General features: G+C 41.1%; 17 protein-coding genes, 1 pseudogene and 1 riboswitch. Of the genes and pseudogenes, 15 read left to right on the plus strand and 3 right to left on the minus strand.

The window, feature by feature from the left end:
* Positions 1-9: 9 nt before the first annotated feature.
* Together CVD23_RS18125 and dat are read left to right on the plus strand one after the other, a co-directional pair.
* Positions 10-222: a hypothetical protein gene (locus tag CVD23_RS18125; protein WP_101579409.1), complete on the plus strand. Its 213-nt coding sequence runs from the start codon at positions 10-12 to the stop codon at positions 220-222.
* Positions 223-1,009: 787 nt separating this feature from the next.
* Positions 1,010-1,846 carry a D-amino-acid transaminase gene (gene dat, locus CVD23_RS18130; RefSeq protein ID WP_101579414.1) on the plus strand — a complete coding sequence of 279 codons (837 nt, stop codon included), beginning with the start codon at positions 1,010-1,012 and terminating at the stop codon, positions 1,844-1,846.
* Positions 1,847-1,937: 91 nt separating this feature from the next.
* Here dat and CVD23_RS18135 read toward each other — a convergent pair whose 3' ends face one another.
* Positions 1,938-2,471 (minus strand): YceI family protein, encoded by a 534-nt coding sequence (locus tag CVD23_RS18135; protein WP_101579408.1) that lies wholly within the window; start codon positions 2,469-2,471, stop codon positions 1,938-1,940.
* A 214-nt stretch (positions 2,472-2,685) separates the two neighbouring features.
* Here CVD23_RS18135 and CVD23_RS18140 point away from each other — a divergent pair, with 214 nt between their 5' ends.
* From CVD23_RS18140 to CVD23_RS18150, 3 genes are all read left to right on the plus strand, one after another.
* On the plus strand, positions 2,686-3,120 hold the full coding sequence (locus CVD23_RS18140; RefSeq protein WP_101579407.1) for an SRPBCC family protein: 435 nt from the start codon (positions 2,686-2,688) through the stop codon (positions 3,118-3,120).
* 1 nt (position 3,121) lies between these two features.
* Positions 3,122-3,490: an ArsR/SmtB family transcription factor gene (locus tag CVD23_RS18145; RefSeq protein WP_101666751.1), complete on the plus strand. Its 369-nt coding sequence runs from the start codon at positions 3,122-3,124 to the stop codon at positions 3,488-3,490.
* Positions 3,491-3,771: 281 nt separating this feature from the next.
* Entirely contained in the window at positions 3,772-4,569 is a 798-nt protein-coding gene (locus tag CVD23_RS18150) for a divergent polysaccharide deacetylase family protein (protein WP_101579405.1), read from the plus strand.
* Positions 4,570-4,616: 47 nt separating this feature from the next.
* Here the strand turns inward: CVD23_RS18150 and CVD23_RS18155 are convergent, their stop codons facing one another.
* Positions 4,617-4,877, minus strand: a complete 261-nt coding sequence (locus CVD23_RS18155) for a DUF3006 domain-containing protein (RefSeq protein WP_101579404.1) — start codon at positions 4,875-4,877, stop codon at positions 4,617-4,619.
* Between the two features lie 3 nt (positions 4,878-4,880).
* Entirely contained in the window at positions 4,881-6,125 is a 1,245-nt protein-coding gene (locus tag CVD23_RS18160) for an MBL fold metallo-hydrolase (RefSeq protein ID WP_101666752.1), read from the minus strand.
* Between the two features lie 280 nt (positions 6,126-6,405).
* Between CVD23_RS18160 and CVD23_RS18165 the strand changes: the two are divergent.
* The 10 genes and pseudogenes from CVD23_RS18165 to CVD23_RS18210 all read left to right on the plus strand — a co-directional run.
* A pseudogene (locus tag CVD23_RS18165) lies at positions 6,406-6,605 on the plus strand (nitroreductase family protein); the annotation flags it as partial.
* A 472-nt stretch (positions 6,606-7,077) separates the two neighbouring features.
* Positions 7,078-7,602, plus strand: coding sequence for an NADPH-dependent FMN reductase (gene ssuE / locus CVD23_RS18170; protein WP_101579402.1), 525 nt, complete (start codon positions 7,078-7,080; stop codon positions 7,600-7,602).
* Positions 7,603-8,076: 474 nt separating this feature from the next.
* A riboswitch (PreQ1 riboswitch) is annotated at positions 8,077-8,119 on the plus strand.
* Positions 8,120-8,171: 52 nt separating this feature from the next.
* Positions 8,172-8,831: a 7-cyano-7-deazaguanine synthase QueC gene (queC, locus tag CVD23_RS18175; protein WP_101579401.1), complete on the plus strand. Its 660-nt coding sequence runs from the start codon at positions 8,172-8,174 to the stop codon at positions 8,829-8,831.
* Positions 8,832-8,836: 5 nt separating this feature from the next.
* Positions 8,837-9,319 (plus strand): 6-carboxytetrahydropterin synthase QueD, encoded by a 483-nt coding sequence (gene queD, locus CVD23_RS18180; protein ID WP_101579400.1) that lies wholly within the window; start codon positions 8,837-8,839, stop codon positions 9,317-9,319.
* Entirely contained in the window at positions 9,312-10,040 is a 729-nt protein-coding gene (gene queE, locus CVD23_RS18185; RefSeq protein ID WP_101666753.1) for a 7-carboxy-7-deazaguanine synthase QueE, read from the plus strand. Before queD ends, queE begins: the two co-directional genes overlap by 8 nt.
* 139 nt (positions 10,041-10,179) lie before the next feature.
* On the plus strand, positions 10,180-10,407 hold the full coding sequence (locus CVD23_RS18190; RefSeq protein ID WP_101579398.1) for a hypothetical protein: 228 nt from the start codon (positions 10,180-10,182) through the stop codon (positions 10,405-10,407).
* 279 nt (positions 10,408-10,686) lie between these two features.
* Positions 10,687-12,036 carry an aspartate kinase gene (locus tag CVD23_RS18195; RefSeq protein ID WP_101666754.1) on the plus strand — a complete coding sequence of 450 codons (1,350 nt, stop codon included), beginning with the start codon at positions 10,687-10,689 and terminating at the stop codon, positions 12,034-12,036.
* 321 nt (positions 12,037-12,357) lie between these two features.
* The gene (locus CVD23_RS18200) at positions 12,358-13,182 is read left to right on the plus strand and encodes a M55 family metallopeptidase (protein ID WP_101666755.1); all 825 of its coding nucleotides are present in this window, start codon (positions 12,358-12,360) and stop codon (positions 13,180-13,182) included.
* Positions 13,183-13,195: 13 nt separating this feature from the next.
* Positions 13,196-14,128, plus strand: coding sequence for an ABC transporter permease (locus CVD23_RS18205; protein WP_101666756.1), 933 nt, complete (start codon positions 13,196-13,198; stop codon positions 14,126-14,128).
* Positions 14,128-15,078 (plus strand): ABC transporter permease, encoded by a 951-nt coding sequence (locus CVD23_RS18210; protein WP_101666757.1) that lies wholly within the window; start codon positions 14,128-14,130, stop codon positions 15,076-15,078. Before CVD23_RS18205 ends, CVD23_RS18210 begins: the two co-directional genes overlap by 1 nt.

Raw genomic sequence — 15,078 nt, forward strand, 5'->3', positions numbered from 1 at the left:
AGCATTTTAATGTATGGGATTGAAAAAGGATCTTTAGAGGAAGCTTTAATGCTGTTGCAGGATATCGGATTGCAGTTGAATGAATATCAGAAATCGAATTCAACCATTCCAATTGAACATTATCGAGAGTTGCTGGAATTCAGTATTTCCATTGCAAGACAAACAAACGAGGTTTCAGAAACAATCGATGAAATGATGCAGGATATCGAGCGGAATTTATAAATAGTAGACCAGCCTTCGGTGTACAAAGATGAGTATAAATACCAAACTTTATATATAGAAATATTCCGATGATCTTCACAAAGTTTGAAGGTCTTTTTTGTTTGCCATTAAAATATACAGCTGAGTTAATTTCAGAATGTAATAAGTTAAACCGAAGAACGAATGAAGTTTTCTAGATACACAAGAGTCGGCCGTAGGGATTGAATAATACAATCTTAATTGTTTTTTCCGGTTCCATCAAATCCGCTTACATTGGTAAGTGCTATCATTTTCTTCCCCCGTTTTTCTCGTGATTTTTATTAAAAATTCAATTTTTATGATAACATTTAAAACGCAGTATGACGCGAATTAAATAGATATTCAATTAAAATCGCAAGAAGCTAAAAACATTCTTAATCAATGAATAGGGCATAACTACTCTGCGTTTTAATGCATAAAAACTCAAAAGTCCTTTAAGCTCCAGGATACATTCCTGTTCATTAAAAATAATCTTTCTACTCATGCAGGAGCCCCCCAGAAAATATGCTTTTTCCCGTTCATTATATCATAATGAATATTCAACTTTATTGTCGAAATCTGAATTTTTACCCAAATTAGTTCTTTCTATTGTATGATTGAATAATGAATAATCTTATCGGGAGCCGGCTCAAATTTGGGGGCTATTCTTTTTCGCTCAATCAATGGTGCTGGCTATGATCGGATACAGATTAGGTATTTACAAGCTGGACAGAGTTTCCGTATTTTAGGAAGTTCTTTGAAAGCAAAATTAGATAAGGGGGTTGCAGTTTTGGAAATTGGATATTTTAATGGCAAATTTATTTCTTTGGAGGATGCAGTGATTCCAATTGATGAAAGAGGACATCAATTCGGAGATGGTGTTTATGAAGTTATCCGCGTTTATAATGGAAAGCCATTTATGATGGATGAGCATTTGCAGAGGCTGATTAAAAGTGCAGAGGCGATTAAATTGCCTCTAACCGACGGAATTGAAGAATTGCGATCGCTGATAAACGAAGGAATTACAAAGGCGGGACTCGCTGATTGCAGCGTTTATCTGCAAGTTACAAGAGGGATTGCCGCAAGGCTCCATCTGTTCCCTGATGTTCCGGTTTCTATTTCGATGACGATAAGGCCGGCTAAAGCATTGCCAATCGAAATGAGAGAAAAAGGCGCTAATGCGATCATCCTCGAGGACGAAAGATGGTCCAATTGTTACATAAAATCGTTAAATTTACTGCCGAATATATTAGCTAAGCAAATTGCTTCAGAAGCAGACTGCTTCGAAGCGATTTTAGTAAGAGATGGAGTCGTTACTGAAGGAACAAGCTCGAACGTTTTTTACGTGAAGGATCAAAATATTTATACAGCACCGCTCACTCGGCACATTTTGCCAGGGATTACCCGCATCGTTGTAAAAGAAATTTCAAAAGCTCTCTACATACCATTTAATGAAGAACATTTTGCTCCGGGAAAATTAACCCAAGCAGATGAAGTATTCATTACAAGCACAACCTCAGAAGTCCTTCCAATCGTAAAAATCGACGGACAGGCAATTGGGACAGGGGAGCCGGGGGAAATTACGACACGGATTTATGAGCAATTCCAGGCGAAGCTCATAGAATAATAATTGCTGTAAAAATTATTAAAAACAGCCGCAATCCCGACTGGTTTCGTCAGATTGCGGCTGTTTTCTTTTTACTACACAACTAAGCTGATTATGCTTGTGCAGCGGCTTCAATAACAAGTGAGATTTTGATTTGGTCGCCAATCAGGACGCCGCCAGTTTCTAGTGCCGCATTGTAAGTAAGGCCATAGTCACTGCGGTTAATTTTGCCTTCGCCACTGAATCCAACCTTTTCATTGCCCCAAGGGTCTTTTCCCTGGCCTTCAAAAGTAACGGCGAATGTCTCAGAGCGAGTAGTGCCCGCAATTGTCACGTCACCAGTCACATCGTACTGATCATCGTCTGTTTTCACAATGCTTGTAGATTCAAACGTAATCTTCGGATTCTTTTCTACATCGAAAAAGTCTGCAGTCCGAAGGTGGTTATCACGGTCAGCATTACGTGTATCTATGCTGGTTACATCTACACTGAATGCAATATCAGCTGTTGTTAAGTCAGCCGGATCTGCATCAATAGTAGCTTCAAATTGATGAAATGTACCCTTTACTCTTGCAATCATCATATGCTTTACAGAAAAATCAATACTGCTGTGTGTAGGGTCAACTGCCCATTTTGTTCTAGTCATTTTACCATTCCTCCACAATTTTAATTCGAAATTACTTTGAATTCGAGATAATTTACTTCGAGATAAATTATAAAATGAAACTGCAATCTATGTCAACAAAAAAATTCATCACATTTTCTAATTTAAAATTTGAATGTTGACATGAAACCAAATGGTTGTATATAATCTTATGTGAAACCAAATGGTTTTATATTTTCGCATATGGAGGATTATCATGCAGGAAAACAATACAGCGACTTTGCCAGATATCAAAAAAACGGTTATTTTTAATGCGCCTATACAAAAAGTATGGGATGCAGTTGCAACTTCAGAGGGGATTGCGACATGGTTCATGCCAAATAATTTCGAGCCAAAAATCGGTCATGATTTTCATTTACAGTCACCATTTGGACCATCACCCTGCAAAGTATTAGAGTTGGATCCTCCGAAGCGTCTCGTGTTTTCATGGGATGTGTTCGGCTGGGTTGTCACATTTGAACTCAAAGATTTGGAAGATAAAACGGAATTCACTCTTATTCATGCAGGATGGGGTAAGCCTGATCAGTTGGTACCAGGGGCACAGGAAACATTTGCTGTGATTCGCAATAGGATGAAGAATGGTTGGGAGCCGCTTGTCAATGAAAAACTCCGTAACGTAGTCGAGGCCTAATATGACATCAGCAGCCAAACATGATGTTTTTCAGGCGATTGCTGATCCAAACAGAAGAAAACTGTTAAAATTGCTGGCTGAAAAAGAATTGCCTATTTCAGAAATTAGCAGCCACTTTCCGATCAGTCGTACTGCGGTTGCGAAGCATTTGTCAATTCTTGCGGAAGCAGATCTTGTACGCGGACGGAAAGCTGGCAGAGAGAAAAGATACAGTCTTCATGCCGAACCACTAACCGAATTAAAAGATTGGCTGTCCTTTTACGAGCAGTTTTGGGACAACAAGCTATCAATGCTTAAGCATTTTGTTGAAAATGGTAGTCACAGAAATATTGATATCGTTCAAAGAAAAGACGAACAGCAAGGAGATTAAAAAGTTTTTTGAAATAGAATATGGAATTGTGAAGATTAAACGCCTGAACTCATCAATAGTTTATGGCGTTTTTCTTATATCATTTTGCCACCTCAGTCTATTTCACAATGTTATAGCTAAACCGAAAAACGAATGAATTTTATTAGTAAATTATGTCATGGGAAATAAATAATACTAAATGACTGTTCGTTTTTCAATTCAAAGAATTGGCTTTATGAAATTCATTCCACTAATAATATTGCAAAAAAAGTTTGGATAAGCTAAAAAAAAGGAGTGGTCGTATGAAGGCCTTATTTGTTTCTATTCTTCTCTTCGTACCATATATCAATTCTGCAGCGACTGAACTACATAAAGAGGAGCTTGTTGCAGAGGAAAACAAATTGGCGATTGTGATTGATGATCTTGGAAACAACATGAAAGGAACGGAGGATATTATGAAGCTTCCAGTTACCTTAACGGTTGCGGTGATGCCGTTTCTTCCGACTACAGCCGAGGATGCAAAAATGGCAAAACAGTATGGCCATGAAGTGATTGTTCATTTGCCGATGGAACCGAGGCGCGGCAAGAAGAGCTGGCTCGGACCGGGTGCGATCACGACCAATTTAAGCGATCAGGAAATTCGTAAGCGGGTTGAAGCAGCGATTGAAAATGTTCCAGGCGCTATAGGGATGAACCACCATATGGGGTCAAAGGCAGCAGGTGACGAGCGGGTGATGGGAATTGTTTTAGAGGTTTGCAAGGAACACGGACTGTATTACCTCGACAGTAAGACAACCGGCAAGAAAGTGATCAAAAAGCTTGCAGATGAAATGAGTATTCCTTATCTGGAAAATAACATTTTTTTTGATGATATTTATACCACCCGCCATATCGCAAAGCAGGCAAATAAAGTGGCTAAAAGGTTGGACGAGCAGCAACAGTTAATTGCGATCGGCCATGTTGGTATAACAGGGACGAAGCTATACAGGGTTTTAAAAGAATATATTCCAATTTATCAAAGCGAATCCGAAATTGTACCGGTATCGGAAATGATACCTGGCTATGATTGGATTGATAAAGAACTTCCATATGACGAGTAATGATAAAAACAGCCAGCTTTACACACTGGCTGTTCCTTTTCGCTTGTCTAATTTTTCTTAAATTTGCTTCTGCTTTTGTTGCGAAGCTTTTGCGTCAAATTGTCCACTTTCTGCTCTGAGGATGCGGTCGCTTCCTCGTTTAAGGTTAAGCCCGTAATGTGTCCGTCTTCCAAGGTGACGTCAAACCATGAATGAACGGAGCTTCCAGCAGGCAGCTTTTCTTTGTGAATAATGAATTCCTTGTTAACGGCTTCTACTAAAATGACCGCATATTGGTTTTCCTCGATTCTGTCCAAGTAGCCTTTCATTTGTTAACCTCCTGTACAGGCCAGTCCTTGCTTCTTGATATCTGCGATTCTTGAAGCTCCGATTCCGTTGATATTGCGTAAATCATCAACAGAGTTAAACGGCCGCAAGCTTTGCAATTCAACCGCCCGGGCAGGCCCAATATGAATAATTTCTTGCAGCTGACCAGGAGCTGCCTTGTTGATATCTACGCAGTTACTGTTGCTTGCTGCCGTCTCTGTTGCTGGATTGGCACCAGAGTCAGTTGATTCTGTGACTATCCCCGCTTTTTTTGTGTTGATTTTATAATCAGTGCCAGTTGTCGAAACGACTATCGTTCCATGGATATCGGTACCATATAATTGAATCCCGGCATTTTTGAGTAAATTGACAACTTCTTCGTGTGGATGCCCGTACGGATTGTCATCTCCAGCACTGTAAATTGCCAGTTTTGGATTGACCGCATCTACAAACGCCGCGCTTGTCGAAGTGGAAGATCCATGGTGCCCGAGATGAAGGATATCTGCTGATAAGTCCATCCCACTGGAGAGCATTTCCTGTTCATTTTCAACAGCTGCATCTCCTGTAAATACGAAGCGAACTTCACCATAGGTCAGCCTTAAAGAGATAGATTCCTCATTCGTCTTGCCGGTAATGGTTTTCGGATATAAAACCTCGACGTTCAACGGTCCGATTTCGAATTGATCGCCCATTCTTGGTTCATAATAATCTGCACCGGATGAATCGATTGCAGCCAGCAGTCGCTGGTAGGTTTCTGAAGTGCTCGTATTTCCTGACAGCCACACCTCACCAACTTTGAAGCCGGTTACGACGTCATCAAGCTGCCCAATATGATCGGCATCAGGATGCGTACCGATCGCAATGTCGATTTGGTTTACTCCAAGTGACTTCAAGTAGTGAATCACATCAGTGCGGTTAAAATTGCCGGCATCTATCAGAATCGTATAATCTTCGCTACCGTCAGAGAATTGCAATAGGGTTGAATCAGCCTGGCCAACATCTATGTAATGGACTTTCAGCTCGGGCAGCTCAACAGCTAATAATCCACTGTTATTTGCACTGCTAGCGGACTGAGCTGCTTCAGTTTCAACTTGTTCTCGTTTCGATATACGATCTGTTCCGACATTTTCTGTGGGATCTGCATTCTCGAACGTTCCGGGATGGTCAGTATTGGAATTTTCTGCGGAACAACCGGTAATGAAAAGAAAAGTGAATGTAGTTAAAAATGCTAAAACATACTTTTTATACATGAAAACCTCCCCATGACTTCATTATTTTAACAAACATATTTCATTTTATAAAAGCCCTGTTTGACTAAATGAGCTTTTTGGTTTTAAAAAAGTTAATTATTTAATGTGAAAAGAACCCTCACAACAAGGGATAAACAGCGAAATCATGACCAGACTAAAAGGTGGAAAAACATATTATGGAGAGATGCAATCATGGCTAAAGATTTTTATGAAGCAGTAAAAGAGCGACGGTCAATATATGGAATCAGCAAGAACGTCGACATTTCAGAGGGAAGAATTGATCTGGACGGCATTGGACATTGAAGGATTGGGAGCATCACTGCAGCACTATAATCCGTTGATCGACGACCAAGTCCGCGTACAGTGGAACATTCCGGAGACCTGGAAATCACGGCGCAAATGCCATTTGGTGCAGTTACAGTACCCGCAGGCGATAAGGATTTTCAACCGTTGGAAGAACGTGTCAAGATTTATAAGTGATGATGACCCGGGCATACAGGAAAAACTGTATGCTTTTATTATATTCTTTTCAAGTTAGTGGCCAGTTTTTTTCATCGCGGACTCACATTCATATGTTAAAATTTTATAAAAAAGAACAGCATGCAGGCGGTGCATTTCGCAAACTGCTCAAAAGGCAGGCACCTGGATTAGTGATGCATCTTTAAACTGCTACATAAGTATCTGGAATTCAATAATATTATTATGTAAACAAATATTCATTATATCTAATTAAGCTAACATCAAAGTATCGACTAAATTCGTTCATAATCCTAATCGCTTGCAATTCAGCAAAAAAAATGGTGAAAATAGAAGGAACGAAACTGAGCAAAAAAATTGAATCGAAGACCCGCTAATATTCATGTTGAAAAATATACCGCGGTACTATTCAAGAAGGATCCTTAGATCGATCCATCAACAGTCTTCGATAAAAAACAGCTGGAGTGTGGAAAGTATGGCAAAAGCAGTGATTATTTCGGGAGGAACATCAGAAAATTCCCGCCTTAATGGTATTTCCGATTTTGTAGAGAACTATTTAAATTCTGAAGGGATTACCTTTGATACAATAAATGTTCGCGATTTACCGCCTGCCGATTTAATTTATGGGAAGTATGACAGTCCTGATATTATCATGGCAAACGCGAAGGTAGAAGAGGCAGAAATCGTTATTATTTTGACTCCTGTTTATAAAGCTTCCTTCACAGGAGTCTTAAAAACGTATCTCGATCTGCTCCCACAAAAAGGGCTTGTCGATAAGACAGTGCTGCCGCTCGTTTTAGGAGGAACATTTGGCCACTTATTAATGATTGATTACGCGTTAAAACCTGTATTAGCAGCATTAGGAGCAACTACCCTGCTAGCTGGAGCCTATATTCTAGACACCCAGGTAGAACGGCTTGAGAACCAGCAATTCAAACTGGACACAGATGCTGAACAACGATTGCAGCAGGCATTGGGCTATGTAAGTCCCGAAAAATAAAAATTGGTCCTCATTTTTTACAAACAATAGCTATTCCCGATTTGTAATGGATGGCTTTTATATGAAAAAATGCAACTTTCGAATGAGCGAAATGTTATAATAATATCTTCCTACTGATGAACTCGGGCAACCTCATCATCGTCACGATGACACAGACGCTAAGCTTTGAAAGTTTCACAATGGATGTGAACAAACTTAACGGAGAAAACACACAATCAACAAGAACTGATGGCACAGAAGAAGATATCCATTATTTTGATCGAAAAATTTCCGACATTTACCAGGAAATTTATGTTATCAAAAATCGATCTTATTAGAATATATATTAGTCATACTTAATATAATGGTGGTACTTAACTTTTTCAAAATATGTTCGCAATAACATTCAATCTTAGATCTTCTGCGCTTTTATCATTCCAATTTGAGTTCAAACTATGCTAGAATAGCAATAGCTAAATAAAAATCCGTTATGATACGGTAGAGGTTCTAGCTACCCTCTTAAAAAAACTAAGAGAAACAGGACTGCTTTCTTAGTGGTGCTGTTTTTTCTATTTAAGGAGAATGAATAAGTGAAAAAAGATAAAGCAGTAATTGTTTTTAGCGGTGGCCAGGACAGCACGACTTGCTTGTTCTGGGCACTGGAACAGTTTGCTGAAGTGGAGGCTGTTACATTTGATTACAATCAACGACATAGCAATGAAATTGATTGTGCGAAAGAGATTACGAAAGAACTCGGGATCACTCACCATATTCTTGATATGTCATTGTTGAATCAATTAGCACCAAATGCATTAACTAGAAGTGAAATTGAAGTTGAAGAAGGGGCAGAAGGAGAACTGCCATCAACGTTCGTTCCGGGCAGAAACCTCTTGTTTCTGTCTTTTGCCGGAGTTTTAGCAAGGCAAATTGGCGCAAAGCATATTGTTACCGGTGTGTGCGAAACAGACTTTAGCGGTTACCCTGATTGCCGGAATGTGTTCATACAATCGCTTAATGTAACGCTGAACCTGGCGATGAATGCCGAGTTTGTGATTCACACTCCCTTAATGTGGCTCGATAAAGCCGAGACATGGAAACTGGCTGATGAGCTCAATGCATTTGAATTCGTCCGTGAAAAAACATTAACCTGCTATAACGGCGTGGTTGCCTCTGGATGCGGGGAATGTCCTGCATGCAAGCTGAGACAAAAAGGCCTTGATGAATATATGAAAAACCGGAAGGAGTTTTAAAAACAATGTACGGATTTCGGATTGTCGATAAACTCCAAAAGATCGATGAAGATATTAACAGAGACCAGTTGAAATACCATGCTAAACGCGTCCTTGTCAGCAAGGAATTTACCTTTGATGCTGCCCATCATTTGCATTGTTATGAAGGGAAATGTAAAAATCTGCACGGCCACACATACAAGGTCATCTTCGGGCTGAGCGGATTCGTTGATCATAGGGGTTTGCTGATCGATTTTGCTGATATTAAGGAAATTTGGAAAAACGAGATTGAAATTCATCTAGACCATAAGTATTTAAACGAAACGCTCCCGCCAATGAATACGACGGCTGAAAACATCGTTGTCTGGATTTATGAACAAATGGCAGAAGCTCTTAAGCGGCAGGACAGACAGCAAAAATATGATGGGGCACGAGTTGAATTTGTCCGGCTTTATGAAACTCCGACCAGCTATGCCGAAGCGCGAAGGGAGTGGATGGAAGTTGAGTAAAATTCCTGTTATGGAGGTGTTCGGACCGACCATTCAAGGTGAGGGAATGGTGATCGGCCAAAAGACGATGTTTGTGAGGGCTGCTGGCTGTGATTATTCCTGCTCCTGGTGTGACTCATCATTTACATGGGATGGAACTGGGAAAGAACTGATTAAGCAAATGAGTGCAGAAGAAATTTTGGCAGAGTTAAGAAGGATCGGCGGAGACGGCTTTTCGTTTGTGACGATTTCGGGCGGCAATCCGGCTTTGCTGAAAAACATGGGCAGCTTGATTGAGCTGTTACAACAAAATCAAATAAAAGTTTGTCTTGAAACGCAAGGGAGCAGATGGCAGGACTGGTTTTATGAGATTGATGAATTGACGTTATCTCCAAAACCGCCAAGTTCCGGAATGGTCACTGATTTTGGTGCCCTTGATATGATCATCACTAATCTTGAGCAAAGACCGCCAAACAAAAATATAAGTTTGAAAGTTGTGGTTTTTACAGATGATGATTATGATTATGCACGCAGCCTGCATTTCCGCTACCCTGAAGTTCCGTTTTTTTTACAGGTCGGGAATGAGGATACCACAACGAAAGATGATGGAAAGTTAATCCTTAATCTGCTGGAGAAATATCAGCTATTAATCGATAAGGTTATGAACGACCAGGATTTAAAGAACGTGAAGGTACTTCCGCAATTGCATACCTATATTTGGGGAAATAAACGGGGTGTCTAAATAAGACAGTCAGCTGGTTCATGCAAGCTGGCTTTTTTCTATTTTTATAGAAAAAACAAGCAATTATTGTTGCTTAGTGACTAATATCTGAATTACAATAAAATTGTCACAGAATTTTCGAAATAAAGGGAGGAATTGGATGTTACGCTTAGCAGTTGCAAGCATCTTGGGATTTGTCTTGTTTATGATTGAAACAATGATTGTCATGGAGCTGAAAAATTATCACACGATTGATTACGGTGGCCTTGGCCCTTTTACAAGTGTGTGGGCTATGAATATTTTCTTCGTCTTTGCGATCCTCACCCAAATTAAAATTTGGTATTACAATCAAAGACAACGCCAATCGGAAAATGTGCCGTTCCATTGACATGCCCTTATTAAGGGGTTTTTTTTATGCAATTTTTTAAAGCCAGGGTAACATATATTCCAGGCGAACTTTACTACATATAAAAAGGTTAGTCGTAACCTTTAATTCAATTATGAAATTTACTATTTTCAGTGTGATAATTTTCTGGTTCATATCGTTTAAAAAAGTCCTTCTTAAAAATACATTTGTACTTATGAGAAGGAAAAACTACTTGCGTCTTTGCTGCTTTTAGAGTAATAATAAAGATAAATTTTTTAAAAGAGCAGGAGATGTCGTGCAATGAAGGTTGTGAAGTTTGGCGGAAGCTCACTTGCTTCGGGAGAGCAGATTGAAAAGGTTTTTCGCATCATTGTTTCCGATCCAGAGCGCAAGGTGGTCGTCGTTTCCGCACCCGGTAAACGCAATCCTGACGATTTGAAAGTGACCGATTTATTGATTGACTGTGCCGACAGAGCGCTGCGGCTCGGTGATGCAGGAGATTTATTTCATAGTGTTTTAGATCGATATATTTTGATTGCCAAACAACTAAAGCTGCCCGAGGGGATCATCTCAAGAATTCATGACGATTTGCTTAACGTCATCAATGGTGATAAAAGCAGTCCAGACCATTACCTTGATGCGGTAAAAGCAAGTGGCGAAGATAATCTGGCCAAACTCATTGCTGCCTATTTTCAAGCTCAGGGAGTCGAAGCACATTATGTGAATCCCGGTGAAGCCGGAATGATCGTAACGGATGAGCCCGGGAACGCACGGATTTTGCCTGAGGCATACGATCATCTTTTTTCCCTGCGCAGTCGATCGGGAATTTTAATCGTCCCAGGCTTTTTTGGCTACACAGAGAATGGAAAGGTCCTGACTTTTTCACGCAGCGGCTCGGATATTACCGGCGCAATTCTTGCAAACGGGATAAAGGCTTCCTTATACGAAAATTTCACTGACGTCGATGCCGTCTATTCAGTGAATCCGAATGTTGTTGATGATCCTAAAGAAATCAAGGAACTCACCTACAGGGAAATGCGGGAGCTTTCATATGCTGGATTTTCCGTATTTCATGATGAAGCGCTGATCCCTGCTTTTAAGGCGGGAATTCCAGTTCATATTAAAAATACGAACAATCCAAATGCACCGGGAACAAAGGTAATGAACGAACGAAAAGCCGTCAATGGCCCGGTAATTGGTATTGCCAGTGATCAAGGTTTTTGCAGCGTTTATGTAAGCAAATACTTAATGAACCGGGAGGTCGGCTTCGGTCGAACGCTTCTGCAAATTTTAGTTGAATTGGGATTATCATATGAACATACGCCTTCGGGTATTGACGACATATCAATTATCATCAGGCAGTCGCAAATCAATGAAGAACTCGAACAGCAAATCATCGACCGAATCTACGAAGAGCTCCATGCTGATGAAGTAAAGATTGAACGCAATCTGGCACTAGTGATGATCGTCGGGGAAGGAATGCGCCATAATGTGGGGACGATGGCGAGGGCATCGACGGCACTAGCCAGAGCGGGCATCAATATCGAGATGATTAACCAGGGCTCATCAGAAGTAAGCATGATGTTTGGTGTAAAAGAAGCAGAAGAAGCACGGGCAGTTCAGGCGCTTTATCGGGAATTTTTTGACTGATGCGGAAAGATGACTGCAAAATCCTAAATCCATGGAACAAAACCGTATAATCAGAAAACATCATAAAAAAATTTTTGCTTTTTTTAACGCGGGGTATCGACCGTGTTTTTTTTTGACAAAGAAGACAAGCATGAAAAAGAATCACCCAAATGATAAGTGGATAGGGAAATAGACTGCTAAACAAAGCAATCATTCAAAAAATAACTCTGAAAAGCTATCAATCGCCAACGCTATTTTTATTGTCGAAAGAATTGCTTAAAGTAGTTTTATAATTTATAATATTAAGATAATTATAATTCAAGCTGAAAGGAGGCAAAAAGAATGAAACTATATGTATCTGTTGATATGGAGGGTATTTCTGGTCTAGTTGACCATACACATGTCGATTCTTCCAAACACAATTATGGGCGCGGGCGCGAGATTATGACCGCCGAGGCGAATCATGTGATCACCACAGCATTTAACAACGGCTGCTCGGAAGTCATTGTAAACGACAGCCATTCAAAAATGAATAATCTTTTAGTAGAAAAGCTGCACCGCGACACTCAGTTAATCAGCGGAGATGTAAAGCCGTTTTCAATGGTCCAAGGATTGGACGACACCTATACGGGAGCTATGTTTGTCGGCTACCATGCAAGAGCTTCGTTGAAAGGAGTGATGTCCCACTCGATGATCTTTGGAGTTCGCCATATGTACATAAATGACATCGCAATCGGAGAACTGGGCTTTAATGCATACGTGGCCGGCTATTTTGGCGTACCAGTGCTGCTTGTTGCAGGTGATGACCGGGCTGCGCTTGAAGCAGAAGAATTGATTCCAAATGTAACGACTGCAGCGGTGAAACAGCAGATTTCTCGCTCTGCAGCGCTTACATTAACACCGGAAAAAGCAGGTGAGCTGCTTCAGGAAAAAACGGTTTTTGCATTGGAAAACAAAGATAAAGTGAAGCCGCTGACTCCGCCGGAAAATCCCCTGTTGCGAATTGAATTTGCCAATTACGGACAGGCAGAATGGGCAAACCTGATGCCTGGAACCGAAATCGAGGAAGGTACTACGATTGTCCGTTTTCAAGCAAAGAACATTCTCGAAGCCTACCAAGCGATGCTTGTCATGACTGAATTAGCGATGAGAACCACATTCTGTTAGGAAGTGTGAAACGATGCATACATATCTTCTAAAAAGACTGCTTTCCATGCTTGTTACCTTATGGGTCATTATTACATTAACCTTCTTCCTGATGCATGCGATCCCTGGCTCTCCTTTCACCGATGAGCGGACGACAAATGAAGCGATCCAGCGGAATCTTGCGGCGCATTATCACCTCGATGAATCGCTTCCGGTTCAGTATTTGATGTATTTAAAAGCTCTGATCACCTTTGACTTTGGGCCTTCGATTAGTCATTCATCACAGACAGTGAATGAACTGCTCGGGAGAGGATTCCCGGTCTCCTTTGAGTTGGGCATGGTGACTCTGATTGTTTCCATTGTTTCCGGCATCAGCCTTGGAATTGTAGCGGCTCTTCGCCATAACGGTATTATCGATTATGCAGCGATGACGATTGCTGTATTTGGAATTTCAGTTCCAAACTTTGTGATGGCGACGCTGTTAATCCAGCAAGTGGCCGTAAATTGGGGAATCCTGCCGGTGGCAACCTGGTCAAGCATTCGGCATATGATTTTACCGACGCTGGCACTTGCAACAGGGCCGATGGCACTGATTGCAAGGTTAACACGCTCAAGCATGCTTGAGGTGTTGACCCAGGATTACATCCGCACAGCCCGGGCAAAAGGCCTTTCTCCTGTCAAAATTGTCATAAAGCATGCATTGAGAAATGCTCTTCTTCCTGTCGTGACCGTGCTTGGATCGCTTGCTGCAAGCATTCTAACCGGTACCTTTGTTATTGAAAAGATATTCGCGATACCGGGAATGGGCAAATATTTTATTGAAAGCATCGGAAATCGGGATTATCCGGTTATTATGGGTACAACCGTGTTTTACAGTGCGATTTTAATATTCATGCTTTTTCTCGTTGACCTGGCGTATGGCGTTTTGGATCCGCGCATTAAGCTGCATAAAAAGGAGGGAAGATAGTGGAGCTTCGTAAACAACATGAACCGAATATCTCGCCACAAGTCCCTGACGAATGGTTTGTACGAAAAGTGAAGAATGAAAAAGAGGCAGAAGCGGTTACAAGGCCGAGCCAATCGTATTGGCAGGACGCATGGCGCCGACTGCGCAAAAATAAGCTGGCGATGAGCGGGTTATTCTTTTTAGTGCTTATAACCTTTATGTCCATTTTCGGCCCGGCGATTTCACCGCATAGCATTGACAATGATCTTAGCCAGCAAAATCTTCCCCCCTCCTCTACTTATTGGTTTGGAACTGACGAACTTGGCCGCGACGTTTTTACAAGAACATGGTATGGGGCAAGAATCTCTTTATTTGTCGGGGTAGTTGCCGCGTTGATTGATTTTGTGGTAGGCGTTATATATGGGGGCATTGCCGGCTATAAAGGCGGCAGAACGGACCAAGTAATGATGCGGGTTATCGAAATTTTATATGGTCTCCCGTATTTATTGGTTGTGATCCTTTTAATGGTGGTAATGGGTCCTGGTTTATCGACGATCATTGTTGCTTTAACTGTGACGGGGTGGATCGGCATGGCGAGAATTGTCAGGGGGCAGGTGCTGCAAATCAAAAATTATGAATTCATTTTAGCTTCTAAAACTTTTGGGACAAAGACACCAAGGATTATCCGCAAGAATCTTCTCCCTAATACAATGGGCCCGATTATCGTGCAAATGACGTTAACCGTTCCATCGGCTATTTTTGCTGAAGCTTTCTTAAGCTTTCTCGGATTGGGCATCCAGGCACCACATGCCAGTTGGGGAGTAATGGCGGATAACGGTTTGTCGACGATTCTTTCCGGTCATTGGTGGCGGCTATTTTTCCCGGCCTTTTTCATTTCCTTAACGATGTTTGCATTTAATGTGTTGGGTGATGGATTGCAGGATGCCCTTGATCCAAGGTTGAGGAGGTAA

It is taken from the genome of Bacillus sp. V33-4, assembly GCF_002860225.1.
Lineage (GTDB): Bacteria > Bacillota > Bacilli > Bacillales > Cytobacillaceae > Bacillus_BJ > Bacillus_BJ canaveralius.

Excerpts from the sequence above, each read along its gene's own strand:
- CVD23_RS18125 (WP_101579409.1), top strand. The coding sequence starts at position 10 with ATGTATGGGATTGAAAAAGGATCTTTAGAGGAAGCTTTAATGCTGTTG.
- CVD23_RS18135 (WP_101579408.1), bottom strand. The coding sequence starts at position 2,471 with ATGACTAGAACAAAATGGGCAGTTGACCCTACACACAGCAGTATTGAT.
- CVD23_RS18140 (WP_101579407.1), top strand. The coding sequence starts at position 2,686 with ATGCAGGAAAACAATACAGCGACTTTGCCAGATATCAAAAAAACGGTT.
- CVD23_RS18145 (WP_101666751.1), top strand. The coding sequence starts at position 3,122 with ATGACATCAGCAGCCAAACATGATGTTTTTCAGGCGATTGCTGATCCA.
- CVD23_RS18150 (WP_101579405.1), top strand. The coding sequence starts at position 3,772 with ATGAAGGCCTTATTTGTTTCTATTCTTCTCTTCGTACCATATATCAAT.
- CVD23_RS18155 (WP_101579404.1), bottom strand. The coding sequence starts at position 4,877 with ATGAAAGGCTACTTGGACAGAATCGAGGAAAACCAATATGCGGTCATT.
- CVD23_RS18160 (WP_101666752.1), bottom strand. The coding sequence starts at position 6,125 with ATGTATAAAAAGTATGTTTTAGCATTTTTAACTACATTCACTTTTCTT.
- ssuE (WP_101579402.1), top strand. The coding sequence starts at position 7,078 with ATGGCAAAAGCAGTGATTATTTCGGGAGGAACATCAGAAAATTCCCGC.
- queD (WP_101579400.1), top strand. The coding sequence starts at position 8,837 with ATGTACGGATTTCGGATTGTCGATAAACTCCAAAAGATCGATGAAGAT.
- CVD23_RS18190 (WP_101579398.1), top strand. The coding sequence starts at position 10,180 with ATGTTACGCTTAGCAGTTGCAAGCATCTTGGGATTTGTCTTGTTTATG.
- CVD23_RS18195 (WP_101666754.1), top strand. The coding sequence starts at position 10,687 with ATGAAGGTTGTGAAGTTTGGCGGAAGCTCACTTGCTTCGGGAGAGCAG.
- CVD23_RS18200 (WP_101666755.1), top strand. The coding sequence starts at position 12,358 with ATGAAACTATATGTATCTGTTGATATGGAGGGTATTTCTGGTCTAGTT.
- CVD23_RS18205 (WP_101666756.1), top strand. The coding sequence starts at position 13,196 with ATGCATACATATCTTCTAAAAAGACTGCTTTCCATGCTTGTTACCTTA.